Origin of the sequence: Kitasatospora sp. NPDC086801 (assembly GCF_044745805.1) — a bacterium.
Lineage (GTDB): Bacteria > Actinomycetota > Actinomycetes > Streptomycetales > Streptomycetaceae > Kitasatospora.
In genome coordinates, this window is record NZ_JBIVAX010000042.1 from 37,907 (window position 1) to 53,300 (window position 15,394).

Sequence of the window (15,394 nt, forward strand, 5' to 3'; positions counted from 1 at the left end):
CGGGTCAGACCTCCACGAGGACGGTGAACGGGCCGTCGTTCACCAGCGCCACCTGCATGTCGGCGCCGAACCGGCCCGTCTCCACCTTGGCGCCGAGCGCGCGCAGGTGGGCGACCACCTCGTCCACCAGCGGCTCGGCGACCGGGCCGGGGGCGGCGGCGTTCCAGGTGGGGCGACGGCCCTTGCGGGCGTCGCCGTACAGGGTGAACTGGCTGATCACCAGCAGCGGGGCCCCGAGGTCGGAGCAGGACTGCTCGACGCCCTCGTCGTCGGCGGGCAGCAGCCGCAGCGTCCACAGCTTGCGGGCCAGCTGGGCGGCCTTGGCCGGGGTGTCCTCGTGGGTGACGCCGACCAGGACGCAGAGCCCGGGCCCCTCGATCGCGCCGACGGTCTCTCCGGCCACGGTCACCCTGGCCTCGGTCACTCGCTGCACCACTGCTCGCATGCCGCCATTGTGCCGGAGGCCGAGGTGCCGCCCGACGGGCACCCGGGGCCGCCCGGCGGTACCCGGGGCGTGCAGGAGGGGCGCGTAGATGGGTGGCACGCGCTGGGTAGTGCACGCCTGCGCGGGGTCGGGCGCCGCTCTCCCTGCGGAAAGGCCCGGTCATATCAGCCACCCCCGTTCGCCAGGGGGCCGTTCGGGTGCACGGGCAGTGCGCCCGCGCCGGGCGGGGTGGCACGCTGGTGGACCGTACGAAGGGCCCGGCGCGCCATGAGGTCCGCCGCACCGGGCCGGGTCCGGCCGGGCGGTCGAGCCGGTAGGTCAGGCGTTCTGGCGGTATCGCCCCGGTGGGTGGTTCCGGCCGGGAACCGGAACCTCCGGGGGTGGCCGGGCGTGCCAACGGACGGGACGCGTGAGCCCGTCGGGGGACGGGCCGGACCGGCGGCAGGGACGCAGTGCCGCGAGCGGGCGGGATCGGACGACGGCAGGTGGGTTGGTTGATGGACGCGAGCAGCGCGGCGTGGGACCGGGCCGGGCAGGTGGCGGAGGTCGCCGGGGGCGCCGGGGCCCTGGGCGCGGCGATAGAGCCCGAGCTGGAGCGGCTGGGCCTGGACCAGCTGCGGATCCTGCGCCGGGAGACCCTGGAGCAGGAGGCCGACCTCTCCTACCTGCGGCGGCTGCTGCACGGGCGGATGGACATCCTGCGCGCCGAACTGGACCGCCGGCCCGGCGGCCCGGTCCGCGCGGCCGGGGTGGGCGGCGCCGACGGGCCCCCCGGCGACCTGCTGGACCGCCTCCCGGCCATCCTGACCGACGCGCCCTCCACCGTGCGGCGCTCGGCCCGGCACGTCACGCTCGGGCCGCCGCGCGGCCACGAGTCCCAGCTGGAGGCGGACGCGCTGATGGGGGACGTCCAGCTCGCCGACCTGGCCGTGCACCCGGCGGAGGAGCTGCTGGCCGCGCTGGAGCGGCTGCGCGCGCACGAGCGCGAGGTGTCCGGACGGCGGCAGCGGCTGCTGCGGACGGCCGACGGTTGCAACGCGGAGATCACCCGCAGGTACCGTGATGGGGAAGCACGGGTCGAGGACCTGCTCGCAGGGGGGCCGCTCTGACCGGGTGAGGTACCACGGGCGGGCGGGGCCCGGCTCGCCCCCGGTTCACCCTCCCCCGGAAGGCTCCTGCCATGTCCCAGTCCGCCACCCCGCCCGTCGTTCTCGCCGAGGTCATACGCTCGGGCTTCACCGAGGGCCGGCACCACGGCTCCCTGGTGCTGCTCGCCGCCGACGGCTCGGTGGAGTTCGCGCTCGGCGACCCCGACGCGCCGGTCTTCCCCCGGTCGACCGCCAAGCCGTTCCAGGCGGTGGCGACGCTGCGGGCCGGGCTGGCGATCGAGGGCGAGCTGTTGGCGCTGGCCGCCTCCAGCCACTCCGCGGAATCGTTTCACCTCGATGGTGTCCGGACCATCCTGAGCTCCGCCGGGCTCGATGAGTCCGCCCTGCACACCCCGGCCGACCTCCCGCTGGACGAGACCGAGGCGGAACTGCTGCTCGGCTCCGGCGGCCGCCGCGCCCCCATCCTGATGGACTGCTCCGGCAAGCACGCCGGCTGGCTGGCGGCCTGCGTCGCCAACGGCTGGGACACCGCGAGCTACCTCGACCCCGAGCACCCGATCCAGCGGCTGGCCCGCGAGGCGCTGGAGGAGGGCACCGGCGAGAGCGCCGCGCACGCCGGGGTGGACGGCTGCGGCGCGCCGCTGCTGGCCGTCACGCTGACCGGCCTGGCGCGCGGCTACCGCGGCCTGGTGCTGGCCGCCGAGGGCACGGCGCAGCGCCGGGTGGCCGACGCGATGCGCGCCCACCCCGAGTACGTGGCCGGCACCCGCCGGGCCGACACCTGGCTGATGCGGGCCGTTCCCGGCGCGCTGTCCAAGATGGGCGCCGAGGCCGTGCAGGTGGTGGCGCTGCCGGACGGGCGGGCGCTCGCCTTCAAGATCGACGACGGCGGCGAGCGGGCCCGCGGCCCGGTGCTGGCGGCCGCGCTGCGCCGGCTCGGGGTGACCGGCGCGGACGAGACCGTCGAGCGGATCGGCGCGGCCCCGCTGCTGGGCGGCGGCGCCCCGGTCGGGCAGGTGCGGGCGGCGTTCTAGCGGCCTTCCCGGGGCCTGTCGGCGGCCTTCCAGGGGACGCGGGGCGGCCGGTGGCGGTCGTCGGCGTGCGGGCGGACCGGCGGCGGTGCACGGTGGACCGGGGGCCGTCGCACAGCTGAGGGAGTCCGCCATGACTGACCACGTGTACCGGGTGACCGAGATCGTCGGATCCTCGACCGAGAGCGTCGACGCCGCGATCCGCAACGGGGTGGAGCGGGCCTCCCGGACGCTGCGCAACCTCGACTGGTTCGAGGTGACGCAGGTCCGGGGCCACCTGGAGGACGGCGGGGTGAAGCACTACCAGGTCGGACTGAAGCTCGGCTTCCGGCTGGAGGACTGAGCCCGCCCGCACAACCCGCCCGCAGCCGCAGCCCGCCCGCAGCCGCAGTCGCGCCCCCGTCCTCGGCCCCGGCCCGCGCCCGGTCAGCGTTCGGGCAGCACCAGCGGCACCCCGGTGCGCGGGTGCGCCAGCACCTCGACCGGGTGGCCGTACACCTCGCTGAGCAGCGGGGCCCGCAGCACCTCGGCGACCGGCCCGTCCGCGACCGTCGCCCCGGCGGTCAGCAGCACCACCCGGTCCGCGTAGGCCGCCGCCAGGGACAGGTCGTGCAGCACCACGACCACGCCGTCCCCGGCGGCGGCGCGCTCCCGGGCGACTCGCAGCACCAGCTCCTGGTGGCGCAGGTCGAGGGCGGCGGTCGGCTCGTCCAGCAGCAGCAGCGGGGCGCGCTGGGCCAGCACCCGGGCCAGCGCCACCCGGGCCCGTTCGCCGCCGGACAGGGCGGTGAAGGGGCGCCCGGCGAAGGCGGCGGACTCGGTGGCGGCCATCGCCTCGGCGACCACGGCCTCGTCCTCGGCGGCGGCCGCCGTACCGGTCCAGGGGGCGCGGCCCATCCGGACCACCTCGTCGGCCGGGAACGGGAAGGACAGCGCGGCGGACTGCGGCAGCAGCGCGCGGTGCAGGGCGAGCTCGGCGGCGCCGTAGCCGGCCAGTGGGCGGCCGCGCAGCCGGACCTCGCCGCCGTCCGGCCGGACGTCGCCGGCCAGGACGGACAGCAGGGTGGACTTGCCGGCGCCGTTCGGCCCGAGCAGCGCGACCACCTCTCCGGCGGCGACCCGCACCGACGCGCCGTCCAGCAGGGTGCGCCCGCCGACGGTCAGCCGGACGGCCTCGGCGGTCAGCAACTCGCTTCCGAGCGAGGGCCGTTCGGGCACCTCTCGGGGGGTTCGCAGTCTCATGCCCAGCCTCCCTGCCTGGTCCTGGTCCGGCGTAGCAGCCAGAAGAAGAACGGACTGCCGATCAGCGCGGTGAGCACCCCGAGCGGCAGCTCGGCCGGCTCGGCGATGGTCCGGGCGGCGAGGTCGGCGGCCACCAGGACCAGCGCGCCGCCGAGTGCCGAGGCGGGCAGCAGGAAGCGGTGGCCCGGCCCGGCCAGCATCCGCAGCAGGTGCGGGACGACCAGCCCGACGAAGCCGATGATGCCGCTGACCGCGACGGCCGCGGCGGTGAGCAGCGCGACGACGGTGATCAGCACCAGCCGCATCCGCTCGACGTCCACCCCGAGGTGGCGGGCCGGGCGCTCGCCGAGGGCCAGCAGGTCCAGCTTGCGGGCGTACAGCGGGGCGACGGCCAGGCCGGCGGCGGCGAACGGCAGGACGGCGAGCACCTTGCCCCAGGTGGCCTGGGAGAGCGAGCCGAGCTGCCAGAAGGTGACCTGGCTGATCGCGGCGGAGTCGGCGGTGAACAGGAAGATCCCGATCAGCGCGCCGCAGAAGGCGTTCACGGCGACCCCGGTGAGGATCAGCGTGACCACCTCGGTGCGTCCGCCGGAGCGGGCCATCAGGTACACCGCGAAGACCGTCAGCAGGCCGCTGGCGAAGGCGAAGACGGTGACCGTCCAGCTGCCGAGGGCGTCCAGGCCGAGCACGATGCAGGCCACCGCGCCGACCGCGCCGCCCGAGGAGACGCCGATCACGGCGGGCTCGGCCAGCGGGTTGCCGAACACGCCCTGCATCAGCGCCCCGGCGCAGCCGAGCGAGCCGCCGACCAGCAGGGCGAGCACCACCCGGGGGAGCCGGACGTTCCACAGCACCGACTCGGGCACCCGGTCCAGGGCGTGCCCGCCGAGGCCGAGCCGGTGGGCGGCGGAGGCCAGGACGTCGCCGAACGGGATGCGGTAGGCGCCGATGCCGGCCGCGAGCAGGGCGCAGAGCAGCAGGGCGGCGGCGAGCCCGGCGGTGATCAGGGTGGTCCTGCCGACGGTGCGCGCGGCCTTCTTCGGTACGGTCTCCTCCCGTACGGCGGTGGTCACTTGGCGTCCGCCGGGTAGAGCTGGGCGGCGATCTCGCGCAGCACCTGGGGGGTGCGCGGGCCGTAGCTGAGCAGTTGGCCGTCCTCGATCGAGACGATCCGGCGGTCGAGGCCGGCCGGGGTCTGGGCGACGCCGGGCAGCTTGAGCAGGCCGTCGACGCCGCCGACCGAGTCCAGGCCCTTGCTCATCACCAGGACGGCGTCGGGCGCGGCCTTGACCAGGGCCTCGCTGGTGAGCGGGGTGAAGTCGCCGGTGAGGCCGGCGGCGGTGCCGGCGTCCTGGCCGCCGACCGCCTCGATCAGCGAGCCGGCGCCCGAGGCGGGCCCGCCGAGCAGGTAGACGGTGGCGCTGCCGCGCAGGTAGAGGAAGGCGACTTTGGGGTGGCGGGCGGCGGTCGGGACGGCGGCCTTGGCCTCGTCGATCCGCTGTTCGGTGCGCTCCTTCAACTGCCGTCCGGCGTCCGGGACTCCGAGGGCGGCGGCGACGGTGTCGATGCGCGGGCCGACGTCGGCGAGCCGCTTGGCGTCGTCGAGGACGAGCAGGGGGACGCCGGCCGCGCGGATCTGCGCGATGGCCTCGGCCGGGCCGGTGGAGCGGTCGGCGAGGACGACGGTGGGGTGCAGCGACAGCACGCCCTCGGCGGACACGTCGTGGGCCTGGGTGATCACCGGCAGGGCGGCGGCCTGCCGGAAGGTGGTGGAGACGTCCCGGGCGACCACCTTGGGGCCGAGGCCGAGGCTGAACACCAGCTCGGAGAGGCTGCCGTTGAGCGGGATGATCCGCTCGGCGCTGGTGACGGTGACCTGGCGGCCGTCGACGGAGGCGGTGGTGGCCGGGAGCTGCGGGACGGGCTCGACGGGCAGCGGTTCGACCGCGTCGGGGGCCCGGGAGGAGTTTGCCGCGGCCGCTCCGGTGGCTCCGCCGGACGGGCCGCAGGCGGTGAGGGCGAGCAGCAGGCCGAGGGCGAGCAGCAGGAGGGCGGGCCCGCGGGCCGCCCCGGTTCGAATCGTACTGCTGCTCAACGTGCTTCCCTTCGCTGGGAGTTGTCGCCGATCCGGTCCTGGTGGAGGGGCCGCGACGGGACTCTTGACTCATATATTAGGTTAGCCTTACCTGAGTTTCGCAAGGGGGTCGGCGCCACGTCGGACCCTTCCTTGCCGTGCCCCCGCACCCCGTCGAGGAGTGATCCGCCGTGCCCCTGCCCAGTCGGCTCCGCCGCCTGGCCGCCACCCTGGTGGCCGCCCTCGCCGCCCTGCTGGCGCTGGGCCTGTCACCCGGCCCGGCGGTGGCGGCGGAGGGCAAGGTCGCCGGTGGACGGCTGGACTGGGGCATCAAGCAGTCCTTCCTGACGTACGTCACCGGGCCCATCGCCAAGGGGAGTTGGACGCTCACCGGCGGCGCGGCCACGGTCGGCGGCAGCACCTTCCGGTTCCACTCCGCGACCGGCGGCTACGACCCGGCGACCGGCACGCTGACCGCCGCCTTCTCCGGCGGGGTCCGGTTCACCGGGCACCAGGAGAACGGCGCCAACGCGCTCGACCTGAGCCTCGGCCGGCTCACCGTCCGGGCCGTCCAGGGCGGCGCGGCCGGGCTGTACGCCGACGTCAGCAGCAAGTCCAAGGACACCGGGCAGGTCAGCAGTGCGAACCAGGCCAAGCTGGCCGACCTCTCGCTGGCCGGCGTCGACCTGCGCGGTGCGGCCGGCACCCTGACGCTCGGCAACGTGCCGGGCACCCTCACCGACGCCGGTGCGAAGGCCTTCGGCAACTTCTACCCCGCCGGGACGGCCCTGGACCCGCTCACCCTCTCGGTCAACCTTCCTGCCGCGCAGGCGACTTCGTCGGCCCCGTCGCCGACCGCCGCGGCCACCCCCTCGGCGGCCGTCCCCTCCGCGGCCCCCTCGGCGGCCGCCGTGCCGACCCCCTCGGCGACCGCCGAGACCCCGTCCGGCGCCCAGGCCCCCGCCCGGACCGAGTTCGCGAACGGCGCCCTCGACTGGGGCGTGCGCCGCACCTTCCGCGACTACGTCACCGGCGCGATCGCCCAGGGTCGCTGGGAGCTCGGCGCCGGCGCGGCGGACGGCGGCGCCTACTTCCGCTGGACCCCGGCCAAGGGCGCGTACGACCCCGCGAACGGCGACCTCACCGCCGCCTTCACCGGCACCGTGCGCTTCACCGGCCTGCGCAGCGGCGACACCTACGGCCTGGACCTCACCCTCGCCAACCCGGGTGTCACCGTGGCCGGCGGCCAGGGCCGACTGGTCGCAGATGTCTCCGGCCGGACCCCGGACGGCGCCACCCAACAGCTCACCGGCGTCGAGCTGGCGGCCTTCGACCCGGCCGGGCTCAAGCCCGAGGGCGGCCTGCTGAAGGCCGTCGAGGTGCCGCTGAAACTCACCGAGGGCGGCGCCGAGGCCTTCGGCGGCCTCTACCCGGCCGGTACCGAGATGGATCCGCTGAGCTTCGCGGTGGCGCTCGACCCGGCCGCCGCGCTGCCCCCGCTGCCCGACCTCGGCAGCGCCCCGGCCACCGCGCCGAGCGCCACCGCGACCCCCGCCACCAGCCCGTCCGCCGCGCCCGTCGCCGCCTCCTCCCCGGGCGGCTTCCCGGTGGCGGCCGTGGCCGGCGGCGCCGTGCTGGTGGCCGCGCTCGCCGTGACCGGCGGCCTGCTCGTCCGGCGCCGCCGCGCGGCCGCCGCGTCGGGCGCGGGCGCCGACGGCGGCCCCGACGGCGGCCCCGGTGCTGCGTCGGGCCCCGGCGACGCGGCCTGACACCTCGGAGCCCCCCCGCTCCCTCCCCCCGCCCCATCCGAACGGAGTCCCACCATGTCCCGCAACCGCACCAGGCTGGCCGCCCTCGCGGCCGCCACCGCCGGCCTCGGCCTGACCGCCCTCGGCGCCCCCGCACTGGCCTTCGGCGCGGGCGGCCCCGGCAGCGTCACGTACGACACCGGCGCGCTGGACTGGGGTGTGAAGGCCAGCTTCCGCAGCTACGTCAGCGGCCCGGCCTCCCAGGGCGGCGCCATCGAACTGACCGGCGGCGCCACCACCAACGCCGACGGCACCTTCCACTTCGGCCTGGCGAACGCCACGTACGACCTCGCCACCCACGCGCTGAGCTCCTCCTTCACCGGCGGGGTCCGCTTCACCGCCCACCACGGCGCGCTGGACGTCGCCCTCAGCGACCTCAAGGTCACCACCGCCGGGACGACCGGCACGCTCACCGCCGACACCGCCTCCAAGGAGTCGATGGGCGCCACCGAGGTCACCCGACGGGACGACGTGCCGCTGGTGACGTTCACCGTCGGGCGGGACACCACCACCGGGGTGCCGACGGCGGCCAAGCTGACCGAGCAGGGCGCCAAGGCCTTCGCGGGCTTCTACGCGGCCGGGACGGACATGGACCCGCTGTCGCTGCTGCTGAAGCAGAGCCCGGCGACGCCGTCGCCGACCGCCACGGCGACCGCCACCGCTTCGCCGACGGCCCCGACCCCGACCTCGACGCCGTCCGCCACGGGCACGCCGACCGCCTCGCCGTCCGCCACCGGCACGCCGTCGACCACGCCCTCCGCCACGCCGTCGGCCACCTCGACGCCGTCCGCGACGCAGTCGCCGAGCGCCACCGCCTCGCCGTCCACGAGCGCCACCCCGTCCGCGACCGGGACCCCGGCGCCCACCGGCGCCCCCGGCCGGCTGCCCGTGCTGAACGGGAGCCTCGACTGGACGGTCAAGGAGAGCTTCCGCGCGTACCTGGCCACCCCGACGGCGAGCGGCAAGGTCGAGTTCGGCGGCGGCGCGGCCGACTACCGCTTCGGCGGCGCCACCGGCGGCTACAACACCGCCGACCACTCGCTGACCGCCGCGTTCAACGGCTCGGTCCGCTTCCTCGGCCACCCCGGCAAGGACGGCTGGGCGCTCGACACCACGCTCTCCAAGCTGGGCCTGACGATCGACCAGGGCGGTGCCTTCCTGACCGCCGACGTGAACGGCAAGTCCCCCGACGGCAAGGCGACGTCGCTGAGCGGCGCGCGGATCGCCAAGCTGGACGTGCCCGCCGCCGCCCTGAAGCCGGTCAACGGCGTGGTGACGCTCTCCGGCGTCCCGGCCACGCTCACGGCCGAGGGCGTCCCGGTGTTCTCCAACTACCCGGCGGGCACGGCCCTGGACCCGGTCAGCGCCACCCTGGCGTTCGATAAGGACGCCAAGCTGCCGGCCGTCCCGCCGACCGCCGGCTCCGGCGCCGGTGGCGCCAACCAGGCTGCCGGAGGCCAGGGTTCGGGCACCGGCGCGGTCGGCGGCGCCTCGCTGACCACCGGCGGCGGCCTGAGCGGTACGGGCGGCGGGGGCGGCGTGCTGGCCGCCACCGGCTCGGAGACTCCGGTGGTTCCGCTGCTGGCCACCGCGGCCGGCCTGCTGCTGGTCGGCGGCAGCGCCACCGTGCTGGTGCGCAACCGACGCGGCGCGCGCTCCTGACGCACCCCCCGGACGCGCGACGGCCCCGGCGAGCAACCGCTCGCCGGGGCCGATCCGTTGGCGCACCCGAGCGGGTGTGCCCGGGGAGAGCCGTTCAGGCGCTCAGCGGGTAGCGCGCGTCCAGGTCCCGGAAGACCGCGCCGTTGAGCACGAAGGCCCGCTTGCACTCCTCGACCACCCGGCGCCGCTCCACCTCGTCCATCGCCAGCCCGGCCGCGTCCAGTCGGGCCCGGTACTCGCGCTTGAAGGCGGCCGGGTTGTCGACCTCCTCGAAGACGTAGAACCGCACGCCGTCGCCCTTGCGTTCGAAGCCCCAGGTCTTCTCGGCCATGCCGCGGATGATCTGACCGCCGGACAGGTCGCCCAGGTAGCGGGTGTAGTGGTGCGCGATGTACCCGGCGGGCCACGTCCCGGCCAGTTCCTCCACCCGCGCGACGTACGCGGCGGTGGCCGGCAGCGGCGCCAGCCCGTCCCGCCAGTCCGGCCCGCGCAGGTGCGCCAGGTCGCGCTCGATGGCGGCGGTGCGCAGCAGCGCCCGGTCGATGAAGGGCCCGGCGAGCGGGTGCTCCGCCAGGTGCCCGGCGCGGCTCTCCAGGGCCCGGTAGACGTACCAGAGCTGGCCGGTGAGGTCGGCGTAGGCCTCGATCCCGAGCCGGCCGCCCAGCAGGTGGCTCATGAACGAGGACTGCTCCGCAGCCTCGTGCTCCTCGCTGCTGGCGGTGCGGAGCGCGGTGGAGAACGGGACGGGCTCGGGCGTGGGCATGCGGCCTCCAGGGATCGGACTCGGCCTCGACTGTTTTGGTTAGCCTAACCTAATGAACCGTCTTGCCGACAGGCTGTCGGCAAGACCGGCCGCGCCCGGCCCCGGACACGGCGAAGGCCGGGGCCCGCGGACGAATCCGCGAACCCCGGCCTCCGGCTGCCCCGACCTACCTCGAACTGCCCAGAACTGCCTGGTCGAACGAGATCGGAACGACGGCTCAGTGACCGCCCTGCTCCGCCAGACGCTTGATCGAAGCGGTGACCTCGGCCTCGGCCTCGGCGCGGCCGACCCAGTTGGCGCCCTCGACGGACTTGCCCGGCTCCAGGTCCTTGTAGACCTCGAAGAAGTGCTGGATCTCCAGGCGGTCGAACTCCGACACGTGGTGGATGTCCCGCAGGTGCTCCCAGCGCGGGTCGGTGGCCGGAACGCACAGCAGCTTGTCGTCGCCACCGGCCTCGTCGGTCATCTGGAACATGCCGATGGCGCGGCACTTGATGAGGCAACCCGGGAAGGTCGGCTCGTCCAGGATCACCAGCGCGTCCAGCGGGTCGCCGTCCTCGCCGAGCGTGCCCTCCACGTAGCCGTAGTCGGCCGGGTAGCGGGTCGAGGTGAAGAGCATCCGGTCGAGCCGCAGCCGGCCGCTCTCGTGGTCGACCTCGTACTTGTTACGAGAGCCCTTCGGGATTTCGATAAGGACGTCGAATTCCAACGGTTCCTCCAAGGTAGGGACTGACAGAATCCAAGTGTCTCCTACGGGAGTGAGTGCTCAGGAAAGGGGCCGGTCGGTGGGAACAGGGGTCGGGGCGGCGCGCCGCCGCAAGGGGACGGCCGCCGGACTGTTCGGAGCGGCCCTGCTGGTCGCCGGAACGGTCCTGACCTCGGGCGGAGCGTACGCGCAGCCCTCCCCGGGCCCCGGCGGCCACAGCACCGAGCACGGCGAGGGCGACGGCCGGGACGGCCGCGACGGCGGGAAGGGCGGCCGGGGGAGGGGCGACGGCAAGCCCGGGCCGGGCGACACCCCGGCCACCCGCCCGGGCGAACAGCCCACCGCCCCCGGCACCACCGGCGGCTCCACGCCCACCGGCACCGGCTCCACGGGCCCCACCGGCTCGGCCCCCGCCCCGGGCGGCGGCGCCCGCCCGGCCCCCGCCCCCGGCGCCGTCCTGGCCACCGTCGAGGCCGGTGGCTCCGCCGCCGCACCCACCGCCCAGGGCCTCCGGCAGGCGCTCGCCACCGCCGTCGCCGACAAGAGCCTCGGCACCGTCACCTTCGCCGTCGCGGACGCCGCCAGCGGCCAACTCCTGTACGGCTCCGGCGAGAACACCCCGGCCACCCCCGCCTCCACCACCAAACTGGCCACCGCCATCGCGGCCCTGTCGCTGATCCCCGGCGACACCCGGCTGACCACCCGGGTGGTCCGGGGCGCGGACCCGAGCACGATCACCCTGGTCGGCGGCGGCGACCCGACGCTCACCGCGCTGCCCGCCGACCAGGTCCAGATCGGCGGCCAGGCCGCCGACGCCGACACCGCCCCCGCCTCGCTCGACGCCCTGGCCCGGCAGACCGCCGCCGCCCTCAAGGCCGCCGGCACCACCACCGTCAGACTCGACTACGACCTGTCGACGTACGCGGGCAACCCGCAGCACAAGAACCACGACGCGCAGAACATCGCCCTGGTCGTCCCGCTGATGGTCGACGAGGCCAAGGCGGACCCCAAGAGCCGTGACGATGCGCCGGCCCGGGTCGCCGACCCGGCCGGGAAGGCCGCCGAGGGCTTCGCGGCCCTGCTCAAGGCCCAGGGCATCACCGTCGACGGCACGGCCAAGCCCGCCGCCGCCCCGGCCGCTCCCGCCGCCCCCGTCCTCGGCCGGGTGGACTCGCCGACCGTCGCCCGGCTGGTCGAGCGCATGCTCACCACCTCCGACAACCAGCTCGCCGAGGCGATGGCCCGTCAGGCGGCCCTCGCCGCCGGCCAACCGGCCAGCTTCGAGGGCGCCGCCACCGCCGTCACCCAGGAACTCGCCAAGCTCGGCGTGCCGATGACGGGCGTGTCCCTGAACGACGGCAGCGGGCTGCACCCGGGCAACGCGGTCCCGCCGGCCGTCCTCGTCCAACTCCTCGCCCTGGCCGCCTCCGACCAGCACCCGGCGCTGCGCCCGGTGCTCACCGGCCTGCCCATCGCCGGCTTCACCGGCACCCTCGGCAAGCGCTACGGCACCGGCTCGGGCGCCGCCGACGCGGCCGGCCTGATCCGCGCCAAGACCGGCACCCTCAGCGGCGTCAACACCCTCGCCGGCACCGTCGTCGACGCCGACGGCCGCCTCCTCGCCTTCGCCGTCATGACCCGCACCACCGCCCCCGCCGACACCGCCCGCGCCGCCATGGACCGCATCGCCGCCCGCCTCACCGCCTGCGGCTGCCACTGACCCGCTGCCGCCCGCCCGCGGCTCGGCGGTCCGACGCCCACCCCGTCCCCGCCCGGCCGAGGGCGCAGCTCGGTGCCGTCCGCCGGCCACGCGGTGCCCGGTGGTCCGTGGGCAGGGCGGGGGTGAGGGTGTTCGGGGCGGGTGGCTGCCGCTGATGGGTGGGAGCACGTACGGTGAGGGCATGACGAGCGCGAGTGGCGGTGCTGGCATGGTCGACTGGAATCTCGCGGTCGCAACCGCGACCAGGTTGGTGCGGCCGGGGCCGGAGGTGAGCCGGGCGGAGGCGGCGGCGGTGGTCGCCGAACTGCGCCGGCACGCGCTGGAGGCCGAGGAGCACGTCCGGGCGTTCACGGGGATGCGGTCGAGCAGCCTGACGGCGGCCGCCGCGACGCCGGTGCTGGTGGTGGACCGCCCGGGCTGGGTGCGGGCGAACGTGGCCGGTTTCCGTACGGTGGTCCAGCCGCTGGTGGAGAAGCTCCAGGCACGCCGGGCGAGCAGCCCGACGGCGGGGGTGTTCGGCGCGGTGGGGGAGAAGGCCACCGGGATCGAGGTGGGCGCGCTGCTGGCGTTCCTGGCCGGGAAGGTGCTCGGCCAGTACGAGACCTTCGCCCCGGCGGAGCCCTCGCTGGAGGCCCCGGACAGCCCGGCGGCGCTGTTCGACAAGCCGCGGCTGGGGCCGGAGGGCCCGGGGCCCGGCCGGCTGCTGCTGGTGGCGCCGAACATCGTGCACGTCGAGCGGGAACTGGACGTCGACCCGTCCGACTTCCGGCTCTGGGTGTGCCTGCACGAGGAGACGCACCGGACGCAGTTCACCGCGGTGCCGTGGCTGCGTGACCACATCCAGTCCGAGGTGCAGTCCTTCCTGGCGGAGACGGACGTGGATCCGGGCGCCCTGCTGGAGCGGCTGCGGGACGCGGCGGGTTCGCTCGGCGGCGGGCTGCCGGGTGTCGGGGGCCGGGAGGGCGTGCCGTCGGCGGGGCTGATGGAGGTCGTGCAGTCGCCGGCGCAGCGCGAGATCCTGGGCCGGTTGACGGCGGTGATGTCGCTGCTGGAGGGCCACGCGGACGTGGTGATGGACGGGGTCGGCCCGGCGGTGGTGCCGACGGTGGCGGAGATCCGGGAGAAGTTCCAGCAGCGCCGGGACCGCGGGGCGAATCGGCTCGACCTGCTGTTGCGCCGGCTGCTCGGCATGGACGCGAAGCTGCGCCAGTACCAGGACGGCGCGGTGTTCGTGCGCGGGGTGGTGGAGCAGGTCGGCATGGAGGGCTTCAACCGGGTGTGGACCTCCCCGAACACGCTGCCGACCAAGGAGGAGATCCACGATCCGGCCGCCTGGGTCGCCCGCGTCGCCCGCTGAGGCGGGCAGGCACGGCCGTCGCCCGGACCCCAAGCGCCGCGCGGTGGTCGGCGGTTGGTCAAACCCGCTCGTACGAGTGGTCCAATCGGGCAGACGGAGGGTGAAGATACGTTTCTCCATTCACCCGAACGTGGGACGGTGGTCGTACCGGTGGCGCGGGTGGCGTAGCGGGGTGCTCCTTTCTGCCACCATCTGTGAGCGCCCGGTAACAGGGCGCTCATGAAGCTGCGCGGCCCCGCCGCGCGAACCGCCGTCCTGTCCCCTCCGTCGAGGAGTCGTCCGCCGTGGGTCCACACCCCGCAGTCGCAGCGATACGCCTGGCCGTCCGCCGCACGCTCACCGACCTCGCCGCCGAGGCCGGTACCACCTTCACCGCGCCCGTGCGCGAGCCCCGCGAGCGCCCGGCCGGGGCGCCGCTGGTGGGTGCCGCCGTCGGCACCACCCTGATCGGCAACGCCGCCCGCCACCCGTCCGGGCTGCCCCGGACCCCGGCCGCCCCCGGCTCGCCGCTGGTGCTGGTCGCCGTCAGCGGCGGCGCCGACTCGATGGCCCTGGCCATCGCCGCCGCCTTCGAGGCCCCCAAGATCGGCCTGCGGGTCGGCGCCGTCACCGTGGACCACGGCCTGCAGCCCGGCTCCGCCGACCGGGCCGCCCAGGTGGCCGAACGGCTGCGCTCGCTCGGGCTGGACCCGGTCGAGGCGATCCCGGTGCGCGTCGGCCGGTCCGGCGGCCCGGAGGCCGCCGCCCGGGACGCCCGCTACGCGGCCCTGGACGCGGCCGCCGAGCGGCTCGGTGCGGTCGCGGTGCTGCTCGGCCACACCCGGGACGACCAGGCCGAGACGGTGCTGCTCGGCCTGGCGCGCGGGTCGGGCTCCCGCTCGCTGGCCGGGATGCCGGCGCAGAAGGGCCGCTACCGCCGCCCGCTGCTGGAGCTGGACCGGGCGGCCACCCGGCAGGCCTGCTCCGCCCAGGCGATCCCGGTCTGGGACGACCCGCACAACTGTGATCCCGCCTACACCCGCTCGCGGGTCCGGCACGAGGTGCTGCCGGTGCTGGAGAAGCACCTGGGCGGCGGGGTGGTCGAGGCGCTGGCCCGCACCGCCCGGCTGTTCCGCGACGACGCGGACGCGCTCGACCAGTGGGCCTCCCTGGCCGAACGCGACCTCCGGACGGGTGAGGGCGCCCTGGACGCCGTGAAACTCGCCGAACTCCCGCCCGCGGTCCGCCGCCGGGTGCTGCGCAGGGCCGCGCTGCGGGCGGGCTGCCCGGCCGGGGACCTGTTCGCGCGGCACCTGGAGACGATCGACCTGCTGGTCACCGGATGGCGCGGCCAGGGACCGCTGCACCTACCCGGGGGCGTCGAGGCCACCCGCAGGTGTGGCACGCTGGTCTTTCGGCGGCAGGGCGACTGACGGGCGGGCATGTCCCGGGGTAGCCGGCCGCCGGCCACACATACCCCGAACGTTTGAGGACGTAT

14 protein-coding genes are annotated in these 15,394 nt (G+C 75.9%); 8 read left to right on the forward strand and 6 right to left on the reverse strand.

The genetic code is table 11. The annotated features are described in order from the left end of the window. Window positions 1-4 precede the first annotated feature (4 nt). Window positions 5-445, reverse strand: a complete 441-nt coding sequence (gene dtd, locus ACIPLC_RS31390) for a D-aminoacyl-tRNA deacylase (protein ID WP_400476422.1) — start codon at window positions 443-445, stop codon at window positions 5-7. A 497-nt stretch (window positions 446-942) separates the two neighbouring features. Between dtd and ACIPLC_RS31395 the strand changes: the two genes are divergently transcribed. The 3 genes from ACIPLC_RS31395 to ACIPLC_RS31405 all read left to right on the forward strand — a co-directional run bounded on the left by ACIPLC_RS31395 (window position 943) and on the right by ACIPLC_RS31405 (window position 2,928). Beyond that, a complete protein-coding gene (locus ACIPLC_RS31395; RefSeq protein WP_400476423.1) occupies window positions 943-1,554 on the forward strand; it encodes an ABC transporter substrate-binding protein in 612 nt (203 codons plus the stop codon). A 71-nt stretch (window positions 1,555-1,625) separates the two neighbouring features. Further along, the gene (locus tag ACIPLC_RS31400; RefSeq protein ID WP_400476424.1) at window positions 1,626-2,588 is read left to right on the forward strand and encodes an asparaginase; all 963 of its coding nucleotides are present in this window, start codon (window positions 1,626-1,628) and stop codon (window positions 2,586-2,588) included. A 130-nt stretch (window positions 2,589-2,718) separates the two neighbouring features. Beyond that, complete coding sequence (locus tag ACIPLC_RS31405; RefSeq protein ID WP_063348261.1) at window positions 2,719-2,928, forward strand: dodecin; 210 nt, start codon at window positions 2,719-2,721, stop codon at window positions 2,926-2,928. A gap of 83 nt (window positions 2,929-3,011) precedes the next feature. Here ACIPLC_RS31405 and ACIPLC_RS31410 read toward each other — a convergent pair whose 3' ends face one another. The 3 genes from ACIPLC_RS31410 to ACIPLC_RS31420 form a co-directional block, all read right to left on the reverse strand. Further along, the gene (locus tag ACIPLC_RS31410) at window positions 3,012-3,827 is read right to left on the reverse strand and encodes a heme ABC transporter ATP-binding protein (protein WP_400476425.1); all 816 of its coding nucleotides are present in this window, start codon (window positions 3,825-3,827) and stop codon (window positions 3,012-3,014) included. After that, window positions 3,824-4,834 carry a FecCD family ABC transporter permease gene (locus tag ACIPLC_RS31415; protein WP_400476448.1) on the reverse strand — a complete coding sequence of 337 codons (1,011 nt, stop codon included), beginning with the start codon at window positions 4,832-4,834 and terminating at the stop codon, window positions 3,824-3,826. The genes ACIPLC_RS31410 and ACIPLC_RS31415 overlap by 4 nt, the downstream gene beginning before the upstream one ends. A 62-nt stretch (window positions 4,835-4,896) precedes the next feature. After that, entirely contained in the window at window positions 4,897-5,922 is a 1,026-nt protein-coding gene (locus ACIPLC_RS31420) for a hemin ABC transporter substrate-binding protein (protein ID WP_400476426.1), read from the reverse strand. 170 nt (window positions 5,923-6,092) lie between these two features. Between ACIPLC_RS31420 and ACIPLC_RS31425 the strand changes: the two genes are divergently transcribed. Next, entirely contained in the window at window positions 6,093-7,670 is a 1,578-nt protein-coding gene (locus ACIPLC_RS31425; protein WP_400476427.1) for an HtaA domain-containing protein, read from the forward strand. A 54-nt stretch (window positions 7,671-7,724) separates the two neighbouring features. Continuing rightward, complete coding sequence (locus ACIPLC_RS31430) at window positions 7,725-9,371, forward strand: HtaA domain-containing protein (protein WP_400476428.1); 1,647 nt, start codon at window positions 7,725-7,727, stop codon at window positions 9,369-9,371. Between the two features lie 94 nt (window positions 9,372-9,465). On the opposite strand, the gene ACIPLC_RS31435 is transcribed toward ACIPLC_RS31430, so the two are convergent. Next, complete coding sequence (locus tag ACIPLC_RS31435; RefSeq protein WP_400476429.1) at window positions 9,466-10,134, reverse strand: heme oxygenase (biliverdin-producing); 669 nt, start codon at window positions 10,132-10,134, stop codon at window positions 9,466-9,468. A gap of 217 nt (window positions 10,135-10,351) precedes the next feature. Further along, on the reverse strand, window positions 10,352-10,843 hold the full coding sequence (locus ACIPLC_RS31440; RefSeq protein ID WP_063348256.1) for an inorganic diphosphatase: 492 nt from the start codon (window positions 10,841-10,843) through the stop codon (window positions 10,352-10,354). Between the two features lie 76 nt (window positions 10,844-10,919). Here ACIPLC_RS31440 and dacB point away from each other — a divergent pair, with 76 nt between their 5' ends. From dacB to tilS, 3 genes are all read left to right on the forward strand, one after another. Next, window positions 10,920-12,560 carry a D-alanyl-D-alanine carboxypeptidase/D-alanyl-D-alanine-endopeptidase gene (gene dacB, locus ACIPLC_RS31445; protein ID WP_400476430.1) on the forward strand — a complete coding sequence of 547 codons (1,641 nt, stop codon included), beginning with the start codon at window positions 10,920-10,922 and terminating at the stop codon, window positions 12,558-12,560. A 181-nt stretch (window positions 12,561-12,741) separates the two neighbouring features. Further along, entirely contained in the window at window positions 12,742-13,917 is a 1,176-nt protein-coding gene (locus ACIPLC_RS31450; RefSeq protein ID WP_400476431.1) for a zinc-dependent metalloprotease, read from the forward strand. A 284-nt stretch (window positions 13,918-14,201) separates the two neighbouring features. After that, the gene (gene tilS, locus ACIPLC_RS31455; RefSeq protein ID WP_363376734.1) at window positions 14,202-15,329 is read left to right on the forward strand and encodes a tRNA lysidine(34) synthetase TilS; all 1,128 of its coding nucleotides are present in this window, start codon (window positions 14,202-14,204) and stop codon (window positions 15,327-15,329) included. The last annotated feature ends 65 nt before the right edge of the window (window positions 15,330-15,394 follow it).